This is a genomic window from Streptomyces sp. NPDC088745, from assembly GCF_044751045.1.
Taxonomy (GTDB): Bacteria; Actinomycetota; Actinomycetes; order Streptomycetales; family Streptomycetaceae; genus Streptomyces; species Streptomyces cremeus.
Genome location: NZ_JBIVLB010000002.1, coordinates 53,712 through 77,782, shown reverse-complemented (window position 1 = coordinate 77,782; position 24,071 = coordinate 53,712). Strand labels below are relative to the sequence as shown.

Below are 24,071 nucleotides of genomic sequence, written 5' to 3'. Positions count from 1 at the left end.
TGGGCCTCACGTGATCAGCTTGGAGGCAGTGTGTTGCCGGAGGGCTACGACTACGAGAAGCACAGCCGCCTCGCGGGGCCGTTGACGGACCCGGGGCGCGGTCCCTACACGGTCCAGTACACGAGCCTGCTCTCGAAGGAGCCCCACCGAATACGAGCGGTCCTCCTGATGACGCTCGCCCCGCTCCTCTCGGCCGTGCTGCTCGCGTACCTGGTGTGGCCCTCGCACTGGACCGAGCGGGAGAACGCCGACCCGTGGCTGGTCCGGGCCGACCACACGATGCTCGGCGCGATCGCGCTGATCATGTTCTTCATGCTGCTGAACGTGGTGTCCATCGCGCACGCCACGATGGTCGCCCGCGACCCCGTCCCGGTGAGAGCGCAGAAGGGCACCCGGGTCGCGTTCCTGACGACGTACGTTCCGGGCAAGGAGCCGCTGGCGATGGTCCGCGCCACCCTGGAGGGCGCGGTCGAGGTCCGCCACAAGGGGCGGCTCGACGTGTGGCTGCTCGACGAGGGCGACGACCCGGCGGCGAAGGCACTCTGCGCGGAACTGGGCGTCAAGCACTTCACCCGCAAGGGCGTCCCGGACTGGAACCAGGAGAAGGGCGCGCACCGGGCGAGGACCAAGCACGGCAACTACAACGCCTGGCTGGCCCTGCACGGCGGCAAGTACGACTACTTCGCCTGCGTCGACACCGACCACGTCCCGCTGCCCAACTACCTGGAGCGGATGCTCGGCTACTTCCGGGACCCCGACGTCGCCTTCGTCGTCGGCCCGCAGGTGTACGGCAACTACACCTCCGTCGTCACCAAGGCCGCCGAGTCGCAGCAGTACCTCTTCCACGCCCTCATCCAGCGGGCCGGCAACCGCTACCGCGCGCCGATGTTCGTCGGCACCAACAACGTCGTCCGGGTCAGCGCGCTGACCCAGATCGGCGGTCTGTACGACTCGATCACCGAGGACATGGCGACCGGTTTCGAACTGCACCGCCGCAGGAACCCGGCCACCGGGCACTTCTGGCGCTCGGTCTACACCCCCGACGTGCTCGCGGTGGGGGAGGGGCCCGCCTCCTGGACGGACTTCTTCACCCAGCAGATGCGCTGGTCCCGGGGGACGTACGAGACCGTCGTCAAGCAGTTCTGGAAGGCACCCTTCCGGATTCCGCCGGGGCGGCTCCTCAACTACGGCCTGATGCTCGTCTACTACCCCATGACGGCGGTCAACTGGCTGCTCGGCATCCTGAGCTGCGTGCTGTTCCTCTGGTTCGGCGCGTCCGGCACCCAGGTCTCCACCTCCGTGTGGCTGATGCTCTACAGCGACGCCGTGGCCCTCCAGATCTGCCTCTACCTGTGGAACCGCCGCCACAACGTCTCCCCGCACGAGCCCGAGGGCTCCGGCGGCCTGGCCGGCATGGCGATGTCCGCGATCTGCGCGCCGATCTACCTGAAGTCGCTCGGCGCGGCCGTCGTCGGGCGGCGCGGCACGTTCGTCGTCACCCCCAAGGGCGGCGAGGCCAGCCCCGACCGGCTGCTCACCTTCCGCATCCACCTGTTCTGGGCGGCGGTCGTCGTCGCCTCCCTGTGGGCGTCCGCGTACTACGGGCACACCCACGCGGCGATGCGCACCTGGGCCGTACTCGCCCTGGTCATCACGCTGGCCCCGGTCGCGCTGTGGATCTGGAGCCGGCACGCCGAGCGGGACCCGGGCACCGCCGCGCGCCGCCGCGCCCAGGGCGACGCCGGCCCCGAGCCCGCCCGCCCCGCGAGCACCCCGGCGCCCGCCAGCGCGGCCGCCGCAGCCACCGTCAACGCCACGTCCGGAGGGAAGTGACATGGCTCCCCGACCGCCCGACGACCGGCCGAAGGCCTCCTCGAACACGCCCGGCCCCACCCCGGGCAAGCCCCGCCGGAAGCTGAAGAACTCCCTGCTCGGCGGTGGCGCGGTCATCCTGCTCGTCGGCCTCAACGCCCCCGCGGCGCTGGACTTCGCGCAGGAGAAGTACCACGCGTACAAGATCGCCCAGCCCGACTACCTGGCGGAGTACGGCTCCTGGGACATGCTGGAGGTCCCCGGCGAGTACCGGCTGAACGCCATCCACGCCGCCCTGCTGCACACCGGCAAGGTGCTGCTGATCGCGGGCTCCGGCAACGACCAGAAGAAGTTCGACTCCGGCACCTTCGAGACCGTGCTGTGGGACCCGAAGAAGAACACCTGGAAGAAGATCCCCACCCCCGAGGACTTCTTCTGCGCCGGTCACGCCCAGCTCCCCGACGGCCGGCTCCTCGTCGCGGGCGGCACCGCGCGCTACGAGGTCCTCGACGGCAAGGTCACCCGGGCCGGCGGCGGCATGCGGGTCAAGAACGAGTCGCCGGACAAGGAGATCACCCTCAAGAAGGGCACGCGCTTCCGCTCGCCGTCGGGCGTCGAGTACGTCTCCAAGTTCGACGTCACCGTCCCCAAGGCCGAGCGGGACTTCAAGATCGGCTACTTCTCGTCCGGCCGGATGAAGCCCTGGGAGACCAAGGTGAAGGCCGCCGAGGCGCGCGTCTTCGTCGAGGCCGCCGAGGAGGGCGCCGCCGCGCTCACCACCCAGGCCGCCCAGTACGAGGTCGTCGGCCTGGAGGGCGAGGACGCCGACAACGTCTACGGCCTCGCCCAGAAGATCACCACCGAAAAGCAGGACTTCCAGGGGATCAAGGCGGCGTACGAATTCGACCCCAGGGCGGAGAAGTACGTCCCGGTCGCGCCCATGAAGGACGCCCGCTGGTACCCGACGCTGACCACCCTCGAAGACGGCCGGGTCCTCGCGGCCTCCGGACTCAACGACATCGGCGACGTCGTCCCCGGCGACAACGAGATCTACGACCCCCGCACCAAGAAGTGGGGCAAGGGCCCCTTCCGCTACTTCCCGACCTACCCGGCGCTCTTCCTCACCAAGGGCGGCAAGCTCTTCTACTCCGGCTCCAACGCCGGATACGGCCCCGCCGAGAAGGGCCGCGAGCCGGGCCTGTGGGACGTGCGGACCAACACCTTCAGCAAGGTCTCCGGGATGACCGACCCCGACCAGCTGGAGACCTCGGCCTCCGTGCTGCTGCCGCCCGCGCAGGACCAGAAGGTGATGGTGCTCGGCGGCGGAGGCGTCGGCGAGTCCGAGAAGGCCACGGCCCGCACCGCCATCGCCGACCTGAAGGCCGGCAACCCCGCCTTCAGGACCGGGCCCCCGCTGGCCCGGGGCACCCGCTACCTCTCCTCGGTCCTGATGCCCGACGACTCGGTCTTCACCAGCGGCGGTTCCCGGGACTACCGGGGCCGGGGCGCCAGCGACATCCTCCAGGCGCAGTTCTACGACCCCCGGGCCAACGCCTTCAGGGACGCCGCCGAGCCCACCGTCGGCCGCAACTACCACTCCGAGGCCCTGCTGCTGCCCGACGGCCGCGTCGCGACCTTCGGCTCCGACCCGCTGTACGGCGACGAGGACAACACCAAGCTCGGCACCTTCGAGCAGCGCGTGGAGATCTTCACCCCGCCCTACCTGCACCGGAACAAGCCCCGCCCGGTCCTGGAGGGCACCGTCGACTCCTTCGGCCCGGGGAACTCGGCGACGTACCGGACCAAGGACGCGGACCGGATCGTGAAGGCGCGCCTGATGCGTCCGAGCGCCGTCACGCACACCACCGACGTCGAGCAGCGCTCGATCGAGCTGGGGCTGAAGAAGGGCGGCGGCGAGGTGACGCTCACCGTTCCGCGCGACCCCACGCTGGTGCCCGCGGGTTGGTACATGCTGTTCGTCACCGACCGGGACGGCGTGCCGTCCGAGGCGAAGTGGATCCAGGTCAAGTGACCCGGCAGCCGGGCCCGCGGTCCTAGCGGGACGCGCGGGCCAGGCCGAGCGCGTAGTCCGGCCACCAGGTGCCCGCCGTGGGTCCGCCCCGGCACTCGCCGTCCGAGTCGCCGGGGCGCTTGACCCACAGGTAGGCGTCGAGCAGCGGGTCGCCGGTCCGGTCGGTCGGCGGCTTGCCGAGCGCCCGGCCGGGCGGGTTGCACCAGGCGTCGGTGCGGGTCCCCGGGAGGGGGCCCGCGCCGTTGCGGCTGGAGTCGACGACGAAGTGCGCGCCGCCCAGCAGCCCGGACAGCTTCCGGCCGTACGCCCGCACGTCCGCGTCGCGCTGGAAGTTGGAGACGTTCAGCGCGAAGCCGTCGGCCCGGGCGACCCCGGCGCGCCGGAGGGGCCCGACCAGCTTGCCCGGGTCGGTGATCCACGCCGGGTTCCCGGCGTCCACGTACACCCGCGTCCTGGGCTGTTTCTTCAGCCGGTCGACGGCCTGCGTCAGGAGCGTGCTGCGCTCGGCGTGGAACTCGGCGGGGGTGCAGCCGTCGACGATGTGCGGGACGGCGTCCGGCTCCAGGACCACCGTGGCGGGCGCGTCGCCGACGGCGGTGGCGAAGGCGTCGAGCCAGCCCCGGTAGGCGGCCGCGTCGGCGGCGCCGCCCGCGCTGTGCTGGCCGCAGTCGCGGTGCGGGATGTTGTACGCGACGAGGACGACGGTGCGGCCCTCCTCGGCCGCGCCCGCGGTGACCCGCCGGATGTCGGCCGCCGGGTGGTCGCCCGCGGGCCAGTCGGCGACCGGCCGCCCGGAGATCTTCGTGAGCTGGTGCGCCTCCTCGGTGCGCCCCTGGGCCGACCACTGACGGACCTGCCGGGCGGCGCTGGAGTCGGGGTCGACCCAGAAGGGCGAGGTGTCGGCGGCGGGGCTGCCGGACTGCCGGGAGGGCTCCGGTCGCGCGGGCTCCGGCTCCGGGGGCGCGGAGCAGGCGACCGCCGCGCAGATCAGCGCACCGGCGAGCGCGGCCGACGCCCGGGTGCGGATCGGGGTGTGGGAACGGAAGGACCTGCGGCCGGACATCCAGCCCCCTCGGGCGACTGCGGTCGGGTGGAACGGAACGCCGCCAATCGTGACACAAGGGATGGTTCGGGCAGGGGTGCGACGCGGTGGCGCGGGCGGATGCGGGCCCGGCGAGGGGGCCCGGTGCGTCGCGGTCGCGGAAGGGGAGGCTCCACAAGACCGAACAGCGAGACAAAGCTGACCAGCATATGACTGACCGGTAGGGTCGGGACCGTGCCGAAGCCGCTCAGCCTTCCCTTCGATCCCATCTCCCGCGCCGACGAACTCTGGCAGCAGCGCTGGGGTCCCGTGCCGTCGATGGCCGCGATCACCTCGATCATGCGGGCCCAGCAGATCCTCCTCGCGGAGGTGGACGCCGTCGTCAAGCCGTACGGGCTGACCTTCGCCCGTTACGAGGCGCTGGTGCTGCTCACCTTCTCCCGGGCCGGCGAGCTGCCCATGTCCAAGATCGGCGAGCGGCTGATGGTCCACCCGACCTCCGTGACCAACACGGTGGACCGGCTGGTGCGCTCCGGCCTGGTCGACAAGCGGCCCAACCCGAACGACGGGCGCGGCACGCTGGCGTCCATCACGGAGAAGGGGCGCGAGGTCGTCGAGGCGGCGACCGGGGACCTGATGGCGATGGAATTCGGGCTCGGGGCGTACGACGCGGAGGAGTGCGGGGAGATCTTCGCGCTGCTGCGGCCCCTGCGGGTGGCGGCGAAGGACTTCGACGAGAGCTGAGCCCGGCGTCCCGGGCCCGGCGGAAGATCGTCCCGGTCGTCCCGTTACGCTCGACGCATGAAACAGAGCGTGCTGACCCGCTACCGGGTCATGGCCTACGTCACCGCCGTGTGGCTCCTCGTCTTCACCGGGGCCATCGTCCTGAAGTACGCCTTCCAGATCGGCGACACCATGCTGATCTCGCAGATCCACGGTGTGCTCTTCATCATTTACGTGATCTTCGCCTTCGACCTCGGCTCCAAGGCGAAGTGGCCCTTCGGGAAGCTCCTGTGGGTGCTCGCCGCCGGCTGCATCCCCGTGGCCTCCTTCTTCGTCGAGCCGAAGATCACCCGCGAGGCCAAGCCCCTCGTCAAGGACCAGGGCCCGGTCACCGGCGTCAGCAAGGCGTAAGCCCCCCGCCGTACGGATGTGCGCATTCGTGCGGCGGTTGTCCATCGACATTTACTAGGACGTCCTAGTAAATTGGTGGGCATGGACGCCGAAGCGATCGAAGAGGGCCGCCAGCGCTGGCAGGCCCGGTACGACAAGGCCCGCAAGCGTGACGCCGACTTCACCACGCTGTCCGGGGACGAGGTCGAGCCCGTCTACGGCCCGCGGCCCGGGGACGCGTACGAGGGGTTCGAGCGCATCGGCTGGCCCGGCGAGTACCCCTTCACCCGGGGCCTGCACGCCACCGGCTACCGCGGCCGGACCTGGACCATCCGCCAGTTCGCGGGCTTCGGCAACGCCGAGCAGACCAACGAGCGCTACAAGATGATCCTGGCCGCGGGCGGCGGCGGACTGAGCGTCGCCTTCGACATGCCCACCCTCATGGGCCGCGACTCCGACGACCCCCGCGCCCTCGGCGAGGTCGGCCACTGCGGCGTGGCCATCGACTCCGCGGCCGACATGGAGATCCTCTTCAGGGACATCCCGCTCGGCGACGTCACGACCTCGATGACGATCAGCGGCCCGGCCGTGCCCGCCTTCTGCATGTACCTGGTCGCGGCCGAGCGGCAGGGCGTCGACCCCGCCGTCCTCAACGGCACGCTCCAGACGGACATCTTCAAGGAGTACATCGCCCAGAAGGAGTGGCTCTTCCAGCCCGAGCCGCACCTGCGCCTCATCGGCGACCTGATGGAGCACTGCGCCGCGGGCATCCCGGCGTACAAGCCGCTCTCCGTCTCCGGCTACCACATCCGCGAGGCGGGCGCGACGGCCGCGCAGGAGCTGGCGTACACCCTCGCCGACGGCTTCGGCTACGTGGAGCTCGGCCTGTCCCGCGGCCTGGACGTGGACGTCTTCGCGCCCGGCCTCTCCTTCTTCTTCGACGCGCACCTGGACTTCTTCGAGGAGATCGCCAAGTTCCGCGCCGCGCGCAGGATCTGGGCGCGCTGGATGAAGGAGGTGTACGGCGCGAAGACCGACAAGGCGCAGTGGCTGCGCTTCCACACCCAGACGGCGGGCGTCTCGCTCACCGCCCAGCAGCCGTACAACAACGTGGTGCGGACCGCCGTCGAGGCCCTGTCCGCCGTGCTCGGCGGCACCAACTCCCTGCACACCAACGCCCTGGACGAGACCCTCGCCCTGCCCAGCGAGCAGGCGGCGGAGATCGCGCTGCGCACGCAGCAGGTGCTGATGGAGGAGACCGGCGTCGCCAACGTGGCCGACCCGCTGGGCGGTTCCTGGTACGTCGAGCAGCTCACGGACCGCATCGAGGCCGACGCGGAGAAGATCTTCGAGCAGATCAAGGAGCGGGGCCTGCGCGCCCACCCGGACGGGCAGCACCCCATCGGCCCGATCACCTCGGGCATCCTGCGGGGCATCGAGGACGGCTGGTTCACCGGCGAGATCGCCGAGTCCGCCTTCCAGTACCAGCGTTCGCTGGAGAAGGGCGACAAGAAGGTCGTCGGCGTGAACACCGCGCACGGCTCGGTGACGGGCGACCTGGAGATCCTGCGCGTCAGCCACGAGGTGGAGACCGAGCAGGTACGGGTCCTGGCCGACCGCAAGGCACGCCGCGACGACGCGAAGGTGCGCTCCTCCCTGGACGCCATGCTGGCGGCCGCCCGCGACGGGTCGAACATGATCGAGCCGATGCTGGAGGCGGTACGGGCGGAGGCGACGCTCGGCGAGATCTGCGGGGTGCTGCGGGACGAGTGGGGCGTGTACGTCGAACCCCCGGGCTTCTGAGCCCCCGGCTTTCTGAACCCCCGGGTCTCCGAGCGGAGTCCGGCCGGGCGGAAGACGCTTGACCTCGACCCAGGTCGAGGTTCTAGCGTCTCGCGCATGACCACGACGACGAACGCCACCCCGCAGCACCCGGCCGACCCGCTGGCCGCCGACGCCGACCTCGCCTCGCAGCCCGTCGCCTACTGGACGGGGGTGGCGAGCACCACGGTGAAGAACCTGCTGCGCGACTCGATGGCCCGGTACGACGTGACGCAGCCCCAGTGGTGGGTGCTGAGCCGGGTCGCCGCGGGCCCCGCCACCCGGGAGGAACTGGTCGCGGGGCTCGCGGAGGTGGCGGACAACCCGTACGACATCTCCCGGGTCGTCGACCAGCTCCTGCACCGGGGCTGGCTCGCCGCCGACGCGACGGGCGGGCTCTCCCTCACCGAGGCGGGGACCGCCGGGCGGGCGGAGATCAAGGCGCTGGTGACGGAGCTGCGGGCGCGGGTCCACGAGGGTGTCACGGACGAGGAGTACGTGGCGGCGCTCAAGGTGCTGCGCCGCATGACGGCGAACGCGCGGCGGGTCGCGGAGAACCGGTAGGGGCGCACCGGCGGGCGGGGGCGCGGGACGGCGGCCGGCCGCCGGTGCTCGCTTTCACAGGCTCCGCAGGAAGTCCGTGAGGTACGCGTTGAAGAGGTCGGGCCGTTCCATGTTCGGGTAGTGCGCGGTGCCCGTGACGCGTTCGATCCGCCCGTGCCGGACGGTCCGTACCAGCCGTTCCGCCATGGCGTGGTGGTCGTCGGAGTCGAGTTCGCCGTTGAGGACGAGGACCGGCACATCGATGCCGGCGGCCCGGGCCCAGGTGTCGGCGACGGGCACCCGGTGGTCGGGCTCGGCCCCGGTGTGCTTGGCGAGCGTGTGCGCCTGCATCTCCCGCAGCAGTCGTACGACGCCGGGGTCGACGGCGTCCAGGGAACGGTGCGGCCCGGCGGCGTACAGGGTGAACTCCTCGATCCACCGCGCCGCGTCCCCGGCCGCGAGCGCGCGCGCCTGCTCGGCCTGCCGCTCCAGTACCCACGGGTCGTGCCACTCGGGCTCGCTGGTCCCGGTGCCGCTGACCACCAACGCCCTTACGAGGTGCGGGTGTTCGACCGCCACGTCGACGGCGGTCGCCCCGCCCATGCTCAGCCCGACCAGCACGGCGGGCCCCGTGCCCAGGTGCGCGAGCAGAGCCGCGACGTCGTCGGCGGGCCGGAAGGGGGCCTTCGCCACGGAGGAGCCGCCGTGCCCGCGGGCGTCGGGGGCGATGACGCGGTGGGTGCCGGCGAGTGCGGGGACCTGGGCGCGCCACATGCGGTGGTCGAGGAAACCGCCGTGCAGCAGGACCACGGGGGGCCCGTCGCCGCCGGTGTCGCGGTGGACGAGGGGGCCGCCCTCGGTGTCGAGGGTGCGGAGTTCCTGGAACTGTGTCCCGATGGCATCAGTCATGACAACCAAGGTGTCATGAAGGGCGGTTGATTGGCAACCAAGGTGTCATGAGGGGCGGCTGATTGGCAACCGAGGTGTCATCATGTGTGCATGACCGAGAAGCCGCTGCCGCCCGACGAACTCGCCTCCCGCCTCACCGAGGTCTTCGACCTGGTCGGCCCGCTCTACCGGCGCGTGCAGCGCAAGGTGGAGCAGGCGGCGCCGCTGGAGGGGGTGTCGGCGGGGGTGCGCGCGGTGCTGGACCTGCTGCGGGCGCGGGGTCCGATGACGGTGCCGCAGATGGGCCGGGCCCAGTCGCTGAGCAGGCAGTTCGTCCAGCGGATGGTGCACGACGCGGAGTCCCGCGGCTGGGTGGAGACCGTCCCCAACCCGGCCCACCGGCGCTCGTCCCTCGTCCGCCTGACGGACGGGGGACGCACGGTCATCGCGGCGGTGACCACCCGCGAACACGCGCTGCTGCGCCAGGTGGGCGGCGACCTGACCGACGCGCAGGTCACGGCGTGCGTGCACGTCCTGGGCCGGATGCTGGCCCTCTTCGACGACGTGGACGTCGACTGAGGCCGCCGGCGCGCGGGGCGGCCGGCGCGGCGAGCCGCTAGGCGGGGGCGAGCCGGGCCAGGTCCTGCTCCGTGAGGCGCAGGGCGGCCGCCGCGACGTTGGCCGCCAGGTGGGCGGGGTCGCCCGTGCCCGGGATGGCCAGGACGTGGGGGCCCTGGTGGAGCGTCCAGGCCAGTCGGACCTGCGCGGGGGAGGCCCCGTGGGCACGGGCGACGGCGAGGACGCGGTCCTCCTCGGCGCCGGTCGCGCCCGCGTCGCGGCCCGCGCCGGCGATGGCGTAGAAGGGGACGAACGCGATGCCCTGCTCGCCGCAGGTGCGCAGGACGGCGGTCTCCTCCGAGGTGGCGTCCAGGCCGTACGGGTTCTGGACGCACACCACCGGCGCGATCGACCGGGCCTCGGCGAGGTGCGCGGCGGTGGCGTTGGAGAGGCCGAGGTGGCGGACGAGACCGGCCTCGCGGAGTTCGGCGAGGGCGCCGAAGTGCTCGGCGACGGAGCCGGTCGCCCTGCTGCGCGGAAGGCGGAGGTTGACCACGTCGAGGTGGTCGCGGCCGAGCGCGCGGAGGTTGTCCTCGACCTGCTCGCGGAGCTGGTGCGGCTCGGCGTACCACCAGGAGCCGTCCGGGTTGCGGGCCGGCCACACCTTGGTGGTGATGGTCAGGTCGTCGCGGTACGGGAAGAAGGCGGCGCGGAGCAGGTCGTTGGAGGAGTGCGCCGAGGAGAAGTAGAAGGCGGCGGTGTCGAAGTGGTTCACGCCGAGTTCGACGGCCCGGTGCAGCAGGGCGACGGCTTCGGCGCGGTCGCGCGGGGCGGAGGCGGTGTCGAGCGCCGGGCCGATCTGGGGCAGGCGCATGGTGCCGTAGCCGAGGCGGTTGACGCGGAGGTCGCCGCCGAGCTTCCAGGTTCCGGCCGCCGCTGCGGCGGGCGTCCCTGCGGTCGGCGTCCCCGCGGTGCTGCTCGTGGTCACACGTACCCCTGTCGGTGAGTGGGCCCCCGCCCGGACCGGCGGAGGTCGACTCGGAGTATGCGGGGGCGGCGGGACCGGGGGGAAGGCCCGACGGACCGGGCGAATGTCACGCGGATTCCGGGAACAGGACGGGTCGGGCGGGGAGTTGAGAGGGGTGGCGGCGCGGGAGGACGGGGGTCGTCACCGGCGGGACGGCCCTCCCGCGGTCACGCGTGCGTACGGCCCCCGAACCGCAGCCGGAACAGCGCCCCGCCGCCCGGCGCCCGTTCGGCGGTCAGCTCCGCCCCGTGGGCCCGCGCGATCTGGCGGGCCATCGCCAGGCCCAGGCCCGAGCCGGGCAGGGCGCGGGCCGCCTCCGCGCGGTAGAAGCGGTCGAAGACGTACGGGAGGTCGTCGGCGGAGATCCCCGGGCCGTGGTCGCGGACCGTGACCTGCACGCCGAGGCCGACGGCCGTGAGTTCGACCTCCACCGGCGCCCCGGGCGGGCTGAACTTCGCCGCGTTGTCGAGCAGATTGGTCAGGAGCCTGGTCAGACGGGCCGGAATGCCCGGCAGGGTGCGGTCCGAGGTCTCGGGGGCCACGGTCAGGGGGAAGGGGACGGCGGGCCAGTGCGTCTCCGCCGTCGCGACCGCGTGCTCGACCAGGGCGGCGAGCCGGACCTCCTCCAGGAGCGGCTGCGGCTCCTCGTCGCGGGCCAGCTCGATCAGGTCGTTGACCAGCCCCGTCACCTCGCGGAGCTGACGGCCCAGGGCCCCCGCCGCCCGGTCGCGCTGCTCCGGGCTCAACCGGTCCGCGCGGGCGAGGAGTTCGGCGTTCGTGCGCAGGGCGGTGAGGGGGGTGCGCAGCTCGTGGGAGGCGTCGGCGACCAGGCGGCGCTGGGCCGAGACCGACTGTTCGAGTTCGCCGAGCATGGTGTTGAAGCTGGCGGCGAGCCGCGTCACCTCGTCCTCGCGGCCCGGCGGCCCCGGCGGGAGTTCGATGCGGTGGCGGGGGTCGCGGGTGGCGGCGATGCGTTCGGCGGTGGCCGTCAGGCGGGCGACGGGAGCCAGTCCGGTACGGGACACCCAGTAGCCGAGCGCTGCGGCGAGCAGCACGCCCGCCCCGCCGACGGCGGACAGCAGGAGCGCAGCCTGCCGGACGCCGCGCTCCACCGAGTCGGCCCGCAGGGCGAGTTGGAGCGCGCGTCCGTCGCCGATCGGGGTGACCGCCATCCGGGCCGGGTGGCCTTCGAGGGTGAAGTTGGAGAAGTACGGGGTGCGCTCGCCCGACGCCACTTCGCGCACCGCAGGCGAGAGGGGCAGGACGTAGCGGCCCGCGGCGTCCTTCGCCGGGTCGGCGGGCACGACCTGCGCGCACGCCGGGGCCGACAGGTACCGGCACTCGCCCGCGAGGACGGCGGTGTCCGGATGCCGGTCGGCCTGGATGATGCGGGTCGCCGACTGGGTCAGGTTCAGGTCGAGCTGGTGGTACATCTCGTAGCGGATGACGAAGTACGCGGCCGTGCAGACGCCGACCGCGACCAGCGCGACGGCCGCCGACGCGGCCACCGCGAGCCGGGCCCGCAGGGGCCGGTGCCGCCGCCAGCGCCCCCCGAGCCCGCGCCCGCGCCGCCCGCCGCTCACGCGCGGCCCGGGCGGCGGAGGGGACGCAGGCTGCGGCCGGCAGGCACGGCGGACGTACGGCCCGGCGCCGGACGGCCACCGAGGTGCGCCGGGGCGTCGGCGGTGCGACCGGCCGCCGGGGCCGGGCGCGGGCCGGTGCCCGGGAGGCCGGCCGTGGGTCTGCGGGGGCGGCCCCGGTGCGCGGTCACGCCACGTCCAGGCGGTAGCCGACGCCGTGCACCGTGTGGACCAGCCGGGCCTCGCCCGCCGCCTCCAGCTTGCGGCGCAGGTAACCCACGTACACCGCGAGGGAGTTGGAGTCGGGACCGAAGTCGCGGCCCCACACCAGTTCGAGGATCAGCTCGCGGGGGAGCACCTGGCCCGGGTGCCGCAGCAGGAGTTCCAGCAGGGCGAACTCGGTGCGGCTGAACTCCAGCGGGCGGCCGGAGCGGTGGCCGGTGCGGGTGGCCGGGTCGACGGCCAGGTCCGCGTACGTGAGGAAGCCGTCCTCCTCGGGGAGCGGCGCGGCGCGGCGCAGCAGGGCGCGCACCCGGGCGACCAGCTCGTCCAGGGCGAAGGGCTTCACCAGGTAGTCGTCCGCGCCCGCGTCCAGCCCGTCGACCCGGTCGCTCACCGAGTCCAGCGCGGTGAGCACCAGGACCGGGGTGCGGTCGCCGGCCGCACGCAGCCGGCGGCAGACCCCGAGGCCGTCCAGCACCGGCATCATCACGTCCAGGACGAGCGCGTCCGGCTGCCAGGCGGCGAGGGCGGAGAGCGCCGCCAGCCCGTCGGGCGCGCCCCTGACCTCGTACCCCTCGATGGACAGGCCGTCCTCGACGGCGGCCCGCACTTCCGGTTCGTCGTCGGCCACCAGGATCTTCGTCATGGGCTGAATACTGCCAAAGCGGACTCTTAGAACCTTCTTAAGGATCTTCGTGAGTGTGGCGGCCATGCGCACACCACTCTCAGCCGGACCCCTGTCCGTCGTGATCGGGGCGGGCGGCACCGGGGGGCACATCTACCCGGGGCTCGCCCTCGCCGAAGCCCTGCGCCGGGCCGTGCCCGACGCCGTCGTCTCCTTCGTCGGGACGACCCGGGGACTGGAGACGGACCTGATACCGGGCGCCGGGTACCGGCTGCACACCGTCGACATGATTCCGTTCGACCCCGCCCTCGGGGCGAAGAGATTCCTGCTGCCCGCGGCCCTGCTGAAGTCGGGCGCGCAGGCCCGGGCGGTCCTCAGGGAGCAGGGGGCGCACGTCGCCGTCGGCATGGGCGGCTATCCCAGCGCTCCGGTGATCGTCGGGGCGAGACTGGCCGGCCTGCCGAGCGTCATCCACGAGTCGAACGCCGTTCCCGGGCGGGCCAACCAGTTCGCGGCCCGGCTGACCGGCAACGTCACCGTCGCCTTCGACCGCAGCCGCGCCCACCTCGCGGGCGGGCAGAACGCCATGACGGTCGGGATGCCGATCGCCGCCTCCCTGGCCCGCCTCGACCGGACGGGGCTGCGGGCCGGGGCCCGGCGCGCGCTGGGCGTCCCGGCGGGGGCGCGGCTCGTCCTCGTCAACGGGGGCAGCCTGGGCGCCGTACGGCTCACCGACGCGGCCACCGGGCTCGCCGAACGCTGGCGCGGGCGCGAGGACGTACACCTGCTGATCAAGACCGGCCCGGCCCGGCTGGAGGAGACCCGGGCCCGGATCGGGGACAACCCCGTCGCCACGGCCGTGCCCTACCTGGACCGGATGGACCTCGCGTACGCCGCCGCCGACCTCGTGGTCTGCCGGGCCGGATCGGCGACCGTCGCCGAGCTGGAGACCGTCGGCGTCCCCGCCGTGCTCGTGCCCTATCCGCACGCCCCCGGCGACCACCAGACGCACAACGCCCGGGTGCTGTCCGACGCCGGCGCGGCCCATCTCGTACCGGACGGGGAGGCGACGGCCGAGCGCCTCGCCGCACTCCTCGGACCGCTGCTCGCCGACCCCGCGCGGCTGGCCGCGATGTCACGGGCCGCCGGGCCCAGCACCCACGCGCGGGCCGCCGACCTGCTGGCCGCGCAGGTCCTGCGGCTGTCCGGCCTTCCCCACCCCACCCACGACGCAATGGAGTTCACCCGATGACCCTCAGCGAGCACGGCAACCACGGAAACCACGGCAACCGCGGCAACCGCGTCGACTGGAACGGCCGCAGGGTCCTCGTCACCGGCGCCGAGGGCTTCATCGGCTCCACGCTCGTGGACCTGCTGGTGGAGCTGGGCGCCGACGTCTGCGCCTTCGTGCACTACAAGCCGTACGCCGAGAAGGGCTTCCTCAAGCACCACCTGGCGGGCGGCCGGGTCGAGATGTTCACCGGAGACGTACGGGACGCGGGCCGGGTGTCCGACGCCGTGGCGGGCACGGACACCGTCTTCCACCTCGCCGCGCTCATCGGCATCCCGTACAGCTACTCCTCGCCCGGCGCGTACGTCCAGACGAACGTGGTCGGCACGGAGAACATCGCCGAGGCCTGCCGCCGGCACAGCGTGCGCCGTCTCGTCCACACCTCCACGAGCGAGGTGTACGGGACCGCCCTGACCGTGCCGATCAGCGAGGCCCACCCGCTCCAGCCGCAGTCGCCGTACTCCGCGTCCAAGATCGGCGCCGACATGACGGCGCTCAGCTTCCACCACGCCTTCGAGCTGCCGGTGACGGTGGTGCGGCCCTTCAACACGTACGGCCCGCGGCAGTCGGCGCGCGCCGTCATCCCGGCCGTCCTGGCCCAGCTCCACTCCGGCGCACGGCAGATCAAGCTCGGCTCGCTCACCCCGACGCGCGACTTCACCTACGTCACCGACACCGCGCGCGGCTTCCTGGCGATGGCCGGCTGCGACCGGGCGCTCGGGCAGACGGTCAACCTCGGCACCGGACGCGAGATCGCCATCGGCGAGCTGGCCGAGGCACTGATCGCCGCGTCCGGGCGGGACGCCGAGGTCGTCGTCGACCCGGCACGGCTGCGGCCGTCGGGCAGTGAGGTCGAGCGGCTGCTCTCCGACAACACCCGGGCCCGCGAATGGGCGGGCTGGGAGCCGGAGACGAGCCTGGCGGAGGGGCTGAAGCGGACCAGCGAGTGGGTCGCGGAGAACCTGCACCTCTTCGCGCCGGACCGCTACCAGGTCTGAGCCTCCGGGGCGGGCGGCGTCGCCTCCGGGGCGGCGGGCGGCGCCGGGGACGACGGCGGCACGCCGCCGAGGCCGCCCACCAGCAGGGCGGTGAAATTGCGCGCCCAGGTCGCGTCCACCGGCTCCGCGCTCACCAGCGCCCGGTGGACGACGGCCCCGGCGATCACGTCGAAGATCAGGTCCGCGTTGCGGGCGGCCTGCGCGGGGGACTCCTCGTACGGCAGCTCGCCGCGGGCCTGCGCGCGTTCCCGCCCCAGCAGCACGAGGCGCTTCTGCCGGTCCACGATCGCCGAGCGGATCCGCTCCCGCAGGACCGCGTCCCGGGTGGACTCCGCGACCACCGCCATCAGCGCGGTCTTGGTCTCCGGGCGTTCCAGGAGCGCCGCGAACTGCAGGACCACCCCCTGCACGTCCTCCAGCAGGCTGCCCCGGTCCGGCAGCTCCAGCTCGTCGAAGAGCACCGCGACCGCGTCCACCACCAGCTCGTTCTTGTGCGCCCAGCGCCGGTAGAGCGTCGTCTTGGCGACCCCGGCGCGCTGTGCCACGTCGCCCATGGTCAGCTTCGACCAGCCCAGCTCCACCAGCGCGTCCCGCGTCGCGCGCAGGATCGCCGCGTCGGCGGCGGCACTGCGGGGGCGTCCGGGACGGGGCTGCGCCGGGGTGGCAGGGGTGGCGGGGGTGGACATGCCCGCGACCATACCGGTGAGTAGGTACGGCGCGTCCATGCCCTGTCAGTGGCCCGGTGCATGATCGTGAGGGAGATCACGGGGCGCTCCGGCGGGGTGTCGAGTTACGCTACGGCCTGTAGCGAAAGCTCCTCCGGCACCGGGCACGGTGCCGCGGGCGGGCCGAGCGACAACCACCGGCGCCAGGTGGGGACCCGGCGCCAGACGCACCACCCGTCGCGGCACCGCCGCGACGCTTTTCTGAACCGGCCGCCGAGGGGGGAGGATGTACGCATGCAGCCTAGGAACATGTCCATGAGCGGCGTCGTCGACCTCGCCGCGGTGAAAGCGGCCAACGAGGCCAAGCAGAAGGCGGAGCAGGCCCGCGCCGAAGCCGCCCGGCAGGGCGGCGCACCGGCCGTGCCCGCCGACAACCTCGTCTTCGACGTCGACGAGGCCGGCTTCGAGACCTCCGTCCTCCAGCTCGCCTCCGAAGTGCCGGTCGTCGTGGCCTTCTGGTCGCGCCGTTCCGCGCAGAGCGAGCAGCTCGTGCAGCAGCTCGCCGGTCTCGCGGCCGAGTACCGGGGGCGCTTCGTCCTCGCCAAGGTCGAGGGCGAGAGCGCCCCGATGCTCCTCCAGCAGTTCGCCGTCCAGGGCGTCCCGGCCGTCTTCGCGGTCGTCGCGGGACAGGCCCTGCCGCTCTTCCAGGGCGTCGCGCCCGAGGAGCAGGTCCGGGCCACGCTGGACCAGTTGATCCAGGTCGGCGAGGAGCGCTTCGGGCTCACCGGCATCCAGGTCGCCGACGCCCCCGCACCGGTCGACGCCCCGGCTCCGGCGGGTCCGTACGACGCCCTGCTGGACGCGGCGATGGACGCGCTGAACGCGAACGACTTCGCGGGCGCGGTCCGGGCGTACCAGAACGTGCTCGCCGACGACCCGGCGAACCCGGACGCCAAGGCCGGCCTCGCGCAGGCCGAACTGCTCGGCCGGGTCACGCAGTTGGACCCGCAGCAGACCCGCAAGGACGCGGCGGAGCGCCCCGCCGACGTGCCGGCGCAGATCGCCGCCGCCGAACTCGACCTGGCCGGCGGCCACATCGAGGACGCCTTCGGGCGGCTCGTGGACACCGTGCGCGTGACGGCCGGGGACGACCGGGACGCGGCGCGCGTGCGCCTCCTGGAACTCTTCGAGGTCGTCGGCGCGGACGACCCCCGGGTCGGCAAGGCGCGGACGGCGCTGGCGCGGGTGCTGTTCTAGCCGGAACGCTTCCGCCCGCGCCGCGGACGCAGTGCGTCCCCCCTGCGGAAGCGGTTCGTACGGAAGTGCTCAAAGCGGTCTCACGGGGTGTCGGTGCTGTGCGCACCGGCACCCCGTTCAGCTCTCCTTGTCGATAAATCACGGCTCCGCTTTGCCAAAACTTGGCCATCGCGGGAGCTGTTACTCGCAGTAAGCCGAACTCGTCCTTCTGTCCGACTTGTTGCGGCATTCGCCTGCTTTTCCGTGTCACGGGTCGCAGCCGTCCGCGACCCTGCGAGACCACCCGGCCGCGCTTCGGTTATCCGGCCGTTACCAGTGAGTAACGAACCCCCTTGTGCCCGGCCCGTGAATGCACCACGATCGGCCACGCTCGGTCCATTGGTCGCGCCCTGACAAGCCAGTCGGGTCCGCACGGCCGATGGGTCCCCACCGGGTGGGCCGGCAGCAGTGTGCCGGCCCCGGACAGGGGGGTCTCCGCTCGTGCGGCGGGGCCTGTCCGGCAGGTTGCGCGAACGCGTGGCCAAGTGGTTGTCGCTCGGGGGTGATCGCCGGTGATTTCGGACGGCACGGACGTGGCTTGCGCCGTGGTTCACGCCTGATGACGCGGGCGCCCGCACTCCGAGGACGTAGCACTTCTCCCATCCCGGGACGGGCCCGATCGAGGCCCGGATCTGGAGATGTACGTCCGAGAAGGAGGAAAGTACATGAGCTCAGCAGTACGCGGTGGGACCAGATGGCGTCGCTTCGCGGTCGTCATGGTGCCGAGCGTCGCCGCGACCGCGGCGATAGGCGTGGCCATGGCCCAGGGTGCGCTGGCGGCTTCGTTCAGCGTCTCCGGCCAGAGCTTCAAGGTCACCACCGACAAGCTGGACGGCGAGGGCTTCGTCCAGTACGGGTCGCTGGCCAAGGGCAACGACCTGAAGGGGAACCCGACGCTGCACCCGGTCGCGGTCTCCGGCTTCAAGAAGGCCACGATCTCGAACATGTGCCAGTCGGTCGTCACCCCCGACGTCCCGGTCTTCGGCAGCGTCAGCCTGATGTTGAAGGCCGGCACGGACGCGGCGAACCCCGTCGTGGCCGAGAACCTCTACCTGGACGTCGCCGACCTCGACGCCGACGCCGAGTTCTCGAACATCGACATCGGTGTCGCGGCCGGTCAGGCCAAGAAGGGCCCCGGCATCCAGAAGGGCACGGAGGCCAACCCCTTCGGCTTCGCGCAGCAGGCCGACCGGGCCGTGCTGACCAACGTGAAGCAGCGCGCCTGGGCGACCTCGGCGGGCACCTTCAAGCTCAACGGGCTGAGCCTGCGCCTGCACAAGGGTGTCAAGGAGTGCTACTAAGCACCCCGTCGCGGGCGGGGTGCTGAACAACTGCCGTACCGGACCGCCGGCCGACCGGCCGTCGGGTGCGTGCGGGGCGCTCCGCCCGTTCCCCCTCTCTCCTCTTCTGCACAGCAACACCGGTTCCAGGGAGCTGTTTTCATGAGCGCCGAGACCTCGGTTCCGAGCGGGAGCCGCGATGGCGAGAGCCGCGATGTCCACTACTGGCGGCTGCGATTCCGCGCCTGGCGGGGCGCCCGGCCGTTCTGGGCGGGACTCTTCACCATCCTCGGTGGCATCCCGATCATGTATTTCCCGTACAACGACCTCAAGATGGGCGCGCTCACGCTCACCATGGCGACGACGGCGGGCGCGGGCTCGCTGATCATCGGCGTGCTGCTGGTCACGCTGGGCCTCACGATGTGGTTCCACTCCATCGTGCGGATCTTCGCGGGTGTGGCCGCGATCCTGCTGGCCCTGGTCTCCATACCGGTGTCGAACATCGGCGGCTTCCTCGTCGGTTTCCTGCTGGCGCTGCTCGGCGGTGCGCTGTCGATCGCGTGGGCCCCGGCGAAGGGGGCGGGCGTTCCGGCTCCGCCCGAGGGGGCCCCCGCTTCCGCCCACGCCCCCGGCGGTGCGTACGCGGGCCCGCCGGCCGGTCCCGAGACGCCCGCCGAGCAGACGATGGCCCTGACGCAGGTGCCGCCGCAGCAGGCGGAGCAGTCGGCGCAGTCGGCGCAGGCGGCGCAGCCCAGGGCGAACCTCATGAAGTCCCCGGGGCCGGGGCCGGACACGACCACGACCGACGCCGATGGCAGGAGGAACAGTGCGGGGTGACGAGGCCCGGACGACCGCGGGCGGGGGAGCGCAGTCCCGCGGCAGAAGCGGGCCGCGTCACGCGGCCCCCAAGAAGTCGCTGCTGACCAAGTTCCACATGCCGGCCGGCAAGGCGCTCGCCCTCGCGGCGATGCCCACGGCGGTGTTCGTCGGGATGGGGCTGACGCCGAAGCTGGCGGTGGCGGCCGAGGAGCCGGGCAACCCGTTCGCCCCCGGCCCGTGCGTGACGCAGCCGGACGCGGCGGGCAAGGACGCCGAGAAGGACGCGGAGAAGGACGCGGCCAAGGGCAAGGACGACGCGGCCAAGGGTGACACCGACAAGGCCGAGCCCGACAAGGTCAAGCCCGACAAGGCCGAGCCCGACAAGATCAACCCCGGCAAGGCCGGCCCCGACGCCGCGAAGCCCGACAGGACCCCGGTTCCCGGCACGGCGAAGCCCGGCAAGACCCCCGCTCCGGACGCGGCGAAGCCCCCGGCGGAGCAGCCCGCGGGCGGCGCGGAGAAGGCGAAGACCCCCGGGGCCCCCGCCGGGGCGGAGAGCAAGAACCCCCTCGACCCGCTCGGGGTGGGCCCGGCCATCAAGGACTTCTTCGAGGGCCTGGGCGGCAAGAAGAAGGAGGAGCAGCCCGCTCCTCCGGCCGCCGACCCGGCGAAGAAGGACGCCCCGGCCGCCGACGCGGCCAAGAACGCCGAGCCCGACGGTAAGGCCGGCAGGCCGACCCCGAAGGGCGACGCCGGGGACACCAAGGAATCCGGGGCCGAGAAGGCCGCCAAGGAGACCGAACAGACCAAGGACGCCAAGGACGCCAAGGACGCCGAGCAGGCCGAGAAGGCGAAGGCCGACAAGGCGGAACGGGCCGAGAAGGCGAAGCTCGACAAGGCCGCCGAGGACGCCGAGGAGAAGGCCGAAGCGACCGCCGCCAAGACCGCGAAGGCCATCAGGGCGGCCGCCGAGAAGCTGGGCATCGAGGTCGAGGACTTCGACAAGGACGGCGACGGCGAGCCCGACCTCGTCCCGAACGAAGACGGCCTGATCCCCTTCCCCTGCCCGACCGCCGACCCGGACGCCCTGGCCGACGCCGAGCTGGAACCGGGCATCCCGGCCCTCCCCGACGACCCCTGGGTCCTGGAGACCTCCATGCTGACCCTGCGCGGCCTGGACTACGCGGGCGTCGTCGAGGTGCGCACCGCCAGCGGCAAGATCAAGAAGGTCCTGAAGTTCACCGCCAAGGAAACGGACATCAAGGACCTGCACCAGACGACGGCCGGCCCGAACGGCACCACCGGCCACGTCATGGCCCGCAAGGGCTCCACCTCGACCCTCCGCCAGGGCACGGTCACGATGTACACGGAGGAGCTGAAGGGCAACCTCTTCGGCCTCATCCCGGTGACCTTCAGCCCGCGGACCCCGCCCCCGCTGAACGTCCCGATCGCGATGTTCACCAAGGTCAGGGTCACCCAGGCCGGCCAGTTCGGCGGCACCCTGACCGTCCCCGGCCTGCACAACTACTACACCGGCCCGGGTACGGGCAACGCCGCCGGCTGAGGGCGGCGAAAGGGGCGGGCCCGGGGTTCACAGGGAACCCCGGGCCCGCCCCCGCCTGCGCGGTGCGGCTCAGGCAGCGCCCTCTTCGCCGCCCAGGTGGTGGACCCGGACCATGTTCGTCGTGCCGGGGATGCCGGGGGGCGAACCGGCGGTGATGATCATGGTGTCGCCGTTGTTGTAGCGCTGGAGCTTCAGCAGCTCGGCGTCGACCAGGTCGACCATCGCGTCCGTGTTGTCCACGTGCGGAACGACGAAGGACTCGACGCCCCAGCTCAGCGCGAGCTGGTTGCGGGTGCCCTCGTCGGTGGTGAAGGCCAGGATCGGCTGGGCCGCGCGGTAGCGCGAGAGGCGGCGGGCCGTGTCGCCGGACTGGGTGAAGGCGACCAGCGCCTTGCCGTCCAGGAAGTCCGCGATCTCGGCGGCCGCGCGGGCGACCGAACCGCCCTGGGTGCGCGGCTTCTTGCCGGGGACCAGGGGCTGGAGGCCCTTGGAGAGGAGCTCCTCCTCGGCGGCGACGACGATCTTCGACATCGTCTTGACGGTCTCGATCGGGTACGCGCCGACCGAGGACTCGGCGGAGAGCATGACCGCGTCCGCGCCGTCCAGGATGGCGTTGGCGACGTCGGACGCCTCGGCGCGGGTCGGGCGGGAGTTGGTGATCATCGACTCCATCATCTGGGTCGCGACGATCACCGGCTTGGCGTTGCGGCGGCACAGCTCCACCAGGCGCTTCTGCACCATCGGGACCTTTTCGAGGGGGTACTCGACGGCCAGGTCGCCACGCGCCACCATCACACCGTCGAACGCCGCGACGACGCCCTCCATGTGCTCCACGGCCTGCGGCTTCTCCACCTTGGCGATGACGGGGACCCGGCGGCCCTCCTCGTCCATCACCTTGTGCACGTCCTTGACGTCGTCGGCGTCGCGGACGAAGGACAGCGCGACCAGGTCGCAGCCCATGCGCAGCGCGAAGCGGAGGTCCTCCACGTCCTTCTCGGACAGGGCCGGGACGTTGACCGCCGCGCCGGGCAGGTTGATGCCCTTGTGGTCGGAGATGACGCCGCCCTCGATGACGATCGTCTTCACCCGCGGGCCGTCGACCGACACGACCTTCAGCTCGACGTTGCCGTCGTTGATGAGGATCGGGTCGCCCTTCTGGACGTCGCCCGGCAGCCCCTTGTACGTGGTGCCGCAGATGGACTTGTCGCCCGGCACGTCCTCGGCGGTGATGGTGAACTCGTCACCGCGCACCAGCTCGACGGGGCCTTCGGCGAACTTCGCCAGACGGATCTTCGGACCCTGGAGGTCGGCGAGCACGCCCACCGCGCGGCCGGTCTCGGCGGCGGCCTTGCGGACCCGGTCGTACCGGCCCTGGTGCTCCTCGTGGGTGCCGTGGCTGAAGTTGAATCGGGCCACGCTCATGCCGGCTTCGATCAGAGCGACGAGCTGCTCGTGCGAGTCGACGGCGGGGCCAAGGGTGCAGACGATTTTGGAACGGCGCATAAGACGATCCTATCGGTTTGTTTCGCTGCGGAATATTCCGTCTGGTGGAATGTACAAATGGGCGCGGGTGCGCTCAGACGGGCTGTCCTGTCGGCTCCGGATTACTCACTGACCAGGTCGTACACCTGGGTCGCGATTTCCAGTTCTTCGTCGGTCGGTACAACGGCCACGGCGACCCGGGCGTATTCCGGCGAAATCAGCCGCGGTTCGTCGGATCGTACGGAATTGAGGTCCGCGTCGACCGCCAGGCCCAGCTCCTCCAGCCCCGCGACGGCCGCCGCCCGCACGGGAGCGGCGTTCTCGCCGACGCCCGCGGTGAAGGCCACCGCGTCCACCTTGCCGAGCACGGCGCAGTACGCGCCGATGTACTTCTTCAGCCGGTGGATGTAGATCTCGAAGGCGAGTTCGGCCTGCTTGTCGCCCGCGTCGACACGACGGCGGATTTCCCGCATGTCGTTGTCGCCGCAGAGTCCGACGAGCCCGCTCCTCTTGTTGAGGAGCGTGTCGATTTCGTCCGTCGACATTCCGGCCACCCGCTCCAGGTGGAAGATCACCGCCGGGTCGAGGTCGCCGGAACGGGTGCCCATGACGAGGCCTTCGAGCGGGGTGAGGCCCATCGAGGTGTCCACGCAGCGGCCGCCCGCGACGGCGGAGGCGGAGGCTCCGTTGCCGAGGTGCAGGACGATCACGTTGACCTCGGACGGCTCCTTGCCGAGCAGGGCCGCCGTCTTGCGGGAGACGTACGCGTGCGAGGTGCCGTGGAAGCCGTAGCGGCGGATGCGGTGGGCGTCGGCGGTCTCGACGTCGATCGCGTACCGGGCCGCGTACTCCGGCATCGTGGTGTGGAAGGCCGTGTCGAAGACCGCGACCTGGGGGAGGTCGGGGCGCAGGGACATGGCGGTCCTGATGCCGGTGATGTTGGCGGGGTTGTGCAGCGGGGCGACCGGGACCAGGCGCTCGATCTCCGTCATGACCTCGTCGGTGACCACGGTGGGGGCGGAGAACTTCAGGCCGCCGTGGACCACGCGGTGGCCGATCGCGGCGAGCTCGGGCGAGTCCAGGCCCATGCCGTCGGCGGCGAGCTCCAGGGCGACGGCCTGGAGCGCTTCGTCGTGGTCGGCGAACCGGGTCTCCTGGGTGCGCTTGCGGCCGGCCCGCTCGCCGAGGAGGGGGGTGTGCGCCAGGGCGGAGGTGTCCTCGCCGATCTTCTCGACGAGGCCGACGGCGAGGCGGGACCGGTCGCGCATGTCGAGGAGCTGGTACTTGACGGAGGAGGAACCGGAGTTGAGGACCAGGATGCGGGTGGGGGTGCTGGGGGTCACTGAGGGTGCCTTCTTGTACGGGTACGAGTAGGGGGTTCGGCGGTACGGGGCGGCTCGGCGGTGCTTCGGG

Annotated in this window: 21 protein-coding genes; 13 read left to right on the top strand and 8 right to left on the bottom strand. The window is 72.3% G+C overall.

Annotated features, from left to right (window positions below; genetic code table 11):
* Window positions 1-30 precede the first annotated feature (30 nt).
* Window positions 31-1,833 (top strand): cellulose synthase catalytic subunit, encoded by a 1,803-nt coding sequence (locus ACIP93_RS04920; RefSeq protein ID WP_345228355.1) that lies wholly within the window; start codon window positions 31-33, stop codon window positions 1,831-1,833.
* 1 nt (window position 1,834) lies between these two features.
* Window positions 1,835-3,844, top strand: coding sequence for a kelch motif-containing protein (locus ACIP93_RS04915; protein ID WP_345228354.1), 2,010 nt, complete (start codon window positions 1,835-1,837; stop codon window positions 3,842-3,844).
* Between the two features lie 22 nt (window positions 3,845-3,866).
* On the opposite strand, the gene ACIP93_RS04910 is transcribed toward ACIP93_RS04915, so the two are convergent.
* Window positions 3,867-4,907, bottom strand: a complete 1,041-nt coding sequence (locus ACIP93_RS04910; RefSeq protein WP_345228353.1) for a glycoside hydrolase family 6 protein — start codon at window positions 4,905-4,907, stop codon at window positions 3,867-3,869.
* Window positions 4,908-5,120: 213 nt separating this feature from the next.
* On the opposite strand from ACIP93_RS04910, the gene ACIP93_RS04905 reads away from it, so the two are divergent.
* The 4 genes from ACIP93_RS04905 (at window position 5,121) to ACIP93_RS04890 (ending at window position 8,384) form a co-directional block, all read left to right on the top strand.
* Window positions 5,121-5,630 (top strand): MarR family transcriptional regulator, encoded by a 510-nt coding sequence (locus tag ACIP93_RS04905; protein WP_345228352.1) that lies wholly within the window; start codon window positions 5,121-5,123, stop codon window positions 5,628-5,630.
* 57 nt (window positions 5,631-5,687) lie between these two features.
* On the top strand, window positions 5,688-6,020 hold the full coding sequence (locus ACIP93_RS04900) for a DUF3817 domain-containing protein (protein WP_345228351.1): 333 nt from the start codon (window positions 5,688-5,690) through the stop codon (window positions 6,018-6,020).
* A gap of 81 nt (window positions 6,021-6,101) precedes the next feature.
* Entirely contained in the window at window positions 6,102-7,802 is a 1,701-nt protein-coding gene (locus ACIP93_RS04895; protein ID WP_345228350.1) for a methylmalonyl-CoA mutase family protein, read from the top strand.
* A gap of 96 nt (window positions 7,803-7,898) precedes the next feature.
* Entirely contained in the window at window positions 7,899-8,384 is a 486-nt protein-coding gene (locus ACIP93_RS04890) for a MarR family winged helix-turn-helix transcriptional regulator (RefSeq protein ID WP_401755806.1), read from the top strand.
* Window positions 8,385-8,438: 54 nt separating this feature from the next.
* Here ACIP93_RS04890 and ACIP93_RS04885 read toward each other — a convergent pair whose 3' ends face one another.
* Entirely contained in the window at window positions 8,439-9,272 is an 834-nt protein-coding gene (locus ACIP93_RS04885) for an alpha/beta fold hydrolase (RefSeq protein WP_401755803.1), read from the bottom strand.
* 90 nt (window positions 9,273-9,362) lie between these two features.
* Between ACIP93_RS04885 and ACIP93_RS04880 the strand changes: the two genes are divergently transcribed.
* Window positions 9,363-9,830 (top strand): MarR family transcriptional regulator, encoded by a 468-nt coding sequence (locus ACIP93_RS04880; RefSeq protein ID WP_345228347.1) that lies wholly within the window; start codon window positions 9,363-9,365, stop codon window positions 9,828-9,830.
* Window positions 9,831-9,867: 37 nt separating this feature from the next.
* On the opposite strand, the gene ACIP93_RS04875 is transcribed toward ACIP93_RS04880, so the two are convergent.
* The 3 genes from ACIP93_RS04875 to ACIP93_RS04865 all read right to left on the bottom strand — a co-directional run bounded on the left by ACIP93_RS04875 (window position 9,868) and on the right by ACIP93_RS04865 (window position 13,284).
* On the bottom strand, window positions 9,868-10,797 hold the full coding sequence (locus ACIP93_RS04875) for an aldo/keto reductase (protein WP_345228346.1): 930 nt from the start codon (window positions 10,795-10,797) through the stop codon (window positions 9,868-9,870).
* Window positions 10,798-11,003: 206 nt separating this feature from the next.
* On the bottom strand, window positions 11,004-12,419 hold the full coding sequence (locus ACIP93_RS04870; protein ID WP_401755798.1) for a sensor histidine kinase: 1,416 nt from the start codon (window positions 12,417-12,419) through the stop codon (window positions 11,004-11,006).
* 184 nt (window positions 12,420-12,603) lie between these two features.
* Window positions 12,604-13,284, bottom strand: a complete 681-nt coding sequence (locus ACIP93_RS04865; RefSeq protein WP_401755795.1) for a response regulator transcription factor — start codon at window positions 13,282-13,284, stop codon at window positions 12,604-12,606.
* Between the two features lie 64 nt (window positions 13,285-13,348).
* Between ACIP93_RS04865 and ACIP93_RS04860 the strand changes: the two genes are divergently transcribed.
* Window positions 13,349-14,515, top strand: coding sequence for a UDP-N-acetylglucosamine--N-acetylmuramyl-(pentapeptide) pyrophosphoryl-undecaprenol N-acetylglucosamine transferase (locus ACIP93_RS04860; RefSeq protein ID WP_401755792.1), 1,167 nt, complete (start codon window positions 13,349-13,351; stop codon window positions 14,513-14,515).
* Window positions 14,512-15,552 carry a GDP-mannose 4,6-dehydratase gene (locus ACIP93_RS04855; RefSeq protein ID WP_401755789.1) on the top strand — a complete coding sequence of 347 codons (1,041 nt, stop codon included), beginning with the start codon at window positions 14,512-14,514 and terminating at the stop codon, window positions 15,550-15,552. The genes ACIP93_RS04860 and ACIP93_RS04855 overlap by 4 nt, the downstream gene beginning before the upstream one ends.
* On the opposite strand, the gene ACIP93_RS04850 is transcribed toward ACIP93_RS04855, so the two are convergent.
* Entirely contained in the window at window positions 15,540-16,238 is a 699-nt protein-coding gene (locus tag ACIP93_RS04850) for a TetR/AcrR family transcriptional regulator (protein ID WP_345228341.1), read from the bottom strand. The two genes, ACIP93_RS04855 and ACIP93_RS04850, sit on opposite strands and share 13 nt — an antisense overlap.
* A gap of 273 nt (window positions 16,239-16,511) precedes the next feature.
* Between ACIP93_RS04850 and ACIP93_RS04845 the strand changes: the two genes are divergently transcribed.
* The 4 genes from ACIP93_RS04845 to ACIP93_RS04830 all read left to right on the top strand — a co-directional run bounded on the left by ACIP93_RS04845 (window position 16,512) and on the right by ACIP93_RS04830 (window position 21,176).
* The gene (locus tag ACIP93_RS04845; RefSeq protein WP_345228340.1) at window positions 16,512-17,474 is read left to right on the top strand and encodes a tetratricopeptide repeat protein; all 963 of its coding nucleotides are present in this window, start codon (window positions 16,512-16,514) and stop codon (window positions 17,472-17,474) included.
* Between the two features lie 704 nt (window positions 17,475-18,178).
* The gene (locus tag ACIP93_RS04840) at window positions 18,179-18,814 is read left to right on the top strand and encodes a DUF6230 family protein (RefSeq protein ID WP_345228339.1); all 636 of its coding nucleotides are present in this window, start codon (window positions 18,179-18,181) and stop codon (window positions 18,812-18,814) included.
* A 141-nt stretch (window positions 18,815-18,955) separates the two neighbouring features.
* Entirely contained in the window at window positions 18,956-19,630 is a 675-nt protein-coding gene (locus ACIP93_RS04835; protein ID WP_401755784.1) for a DUF6114 domain-containing protein, read from the top strand.
* Complete coding sequence (locus ACIP93_RS04830; protein ID WP_401755781.1) at window positions 19,620-21,176, top strand: hypothetical protein; 1,557 nt, start codon at window positions 19,620-19,622, stop codon at window positions 21,174-21,176. The genes ACIP93_RS04835 and ACIP93_RS04830 overlap by 11 nt, the downstream gene beginning before the upstream one ends.
* Before the next feature lie 69 nt (window positions 21,177-21,245).
* Here ACIP93_RS04830 and pyk read toward each other — a convergent pair whose 3' ends face one another.
* Together pyk and ACIP93_RS04820 are read right to left on the bottom strand one after the other, a co-directional pair.
* Complete coding sequence (gene pyk / locus ACIP93_RS04825; RefSeq protein ID WP_401755778.1) at window positions 21,246-22,679, bottom strand: pyruvate kinase; 1,434 nt, start codon at window positions 22,677-22,679, stop codon at window positions 21,246-21,248.
* A 101-nt stretch (window positions 22,680-22,780) separates the two neighbouring features.
* Window positions 22,781-24,001 (bottom strand): acetate kinase, encoded by a 1,221-nt coding sequence (locus ACIP93_RS04820; protein WP_401755775.1) that lies wholly within the window; start codon window positions 23,999-24,001, stop codon window positions 22,781-22,783.
* Between the last annotated feature and the right edge of the window lie 70 nt (window positions 24,002-24,071).

Bases quoted from the DNA above. Each gene is read 5' to 3' on its own strand.
- ACIP93_RS04915 (WP_345228354.1), top strand. From the start codon at position 1,835: ATGGCTCCCCGACCGCCCGACGACCGGCCGAAGGCCTCCTCGAACACG.
- ACIP93_RS04910 (WP_345228353.1), bottom strand. From the start codon at position 4,907: ATGTCCGGCCGCAGGTCCTTCCGTTCCCACACCCCGATCCGCACCCGG.
- ACIP93_RS04900 (WP_345228351.1), top strand. From the start codon at position 5,688: ATGAAACAGAGCGTGCTGACCCGCTACCGGGTCATGGCCTACGTCACC.
- ACIP93_RS04895 (WP_345228350.1), top strand. From the start codon at position 6,102: ATGGACGCCGAAGCGATCGAAGAGGGCCGCCAGCGCTGGCAGGCCCGG.
- ACIP93_RS04890 (WP_401755806.1), top strand. From the start codon at position 7,899: ATGACCACGACGACGAACGCCACCCCGCAGCACCCGGCCGACCCGCTG.
- ACIP93_RS04885 (WP_401755803.1), bottom strand. From the start codon at position 9,272: ATGACTGATGCCATCGGGACACAGTTCCAGGAACTCCGCACCCTCGAC.
- ACIP93_RS04880 (WP_345228347.1), top strand. From the start codon at position 9,363: ATGACCGAGAAGCCGCTGCCGCCCGACGAACTCGCCTCCCGCCTCACC.
- ACIP93_RS04865 (WP_401755795.1), bottom strand. From the start codon at position 13,284: ATGACGAAGATCCTGGTGGCCGACGACGAACCGGAAGTGCGGGCCGCC.
- ACIP93_RS04860 (WP_401755792.1), top strand. From the start codon at position 13,349: ATGCGCACACCACTCTCAGCCGGACCCCTGTCCGTCGTGATCGGGGCG.
- ACIP93_RS04855 (WP_401755789.1), top strand. From the start codon at position 14,512: ATGACCCTCAGCGAGCACGGCAACCACGGAAACCACGGCAACCGCGGC.
- ACIP93_RS04850 (WP_345228341.1), bottom strand. From the start codon at position 16,238: ATGTCCACCCCCGCCACCCCTGCCACCCCGGCGCAGCCCCGTCCCGGA.
- ACIP93_RS04845 (WP_345228340.1), top strand. From the start codon at position 16,512: ATGCAGCCTAGGAACATGTCCATGAGCGGCGTCGTCGACCTCGCCGCG.
- ACIP93_RS04840 (WP_345228339.1), top strand. From the start codon at position 18,179: ATGAGCTCAGCAGTACGCGGTGGGACCAGATGGCGTCGCTTCGCGGTC.
- ACIP93_RS04835 (WP_401755784.1), top strand. From the start codon at position 18,956: ATGAGCGCCGAGACCTCGGTTCCGAGCGGGAGCCGCGATGGCGAGAGC.
- pyk (WP_401755778.1), bottom strand. From the start codon at position 22,679: ATGCGCCGTTCCAAAATCGTCTGCACCCTTGGCCCCGCCGTCGACTCG.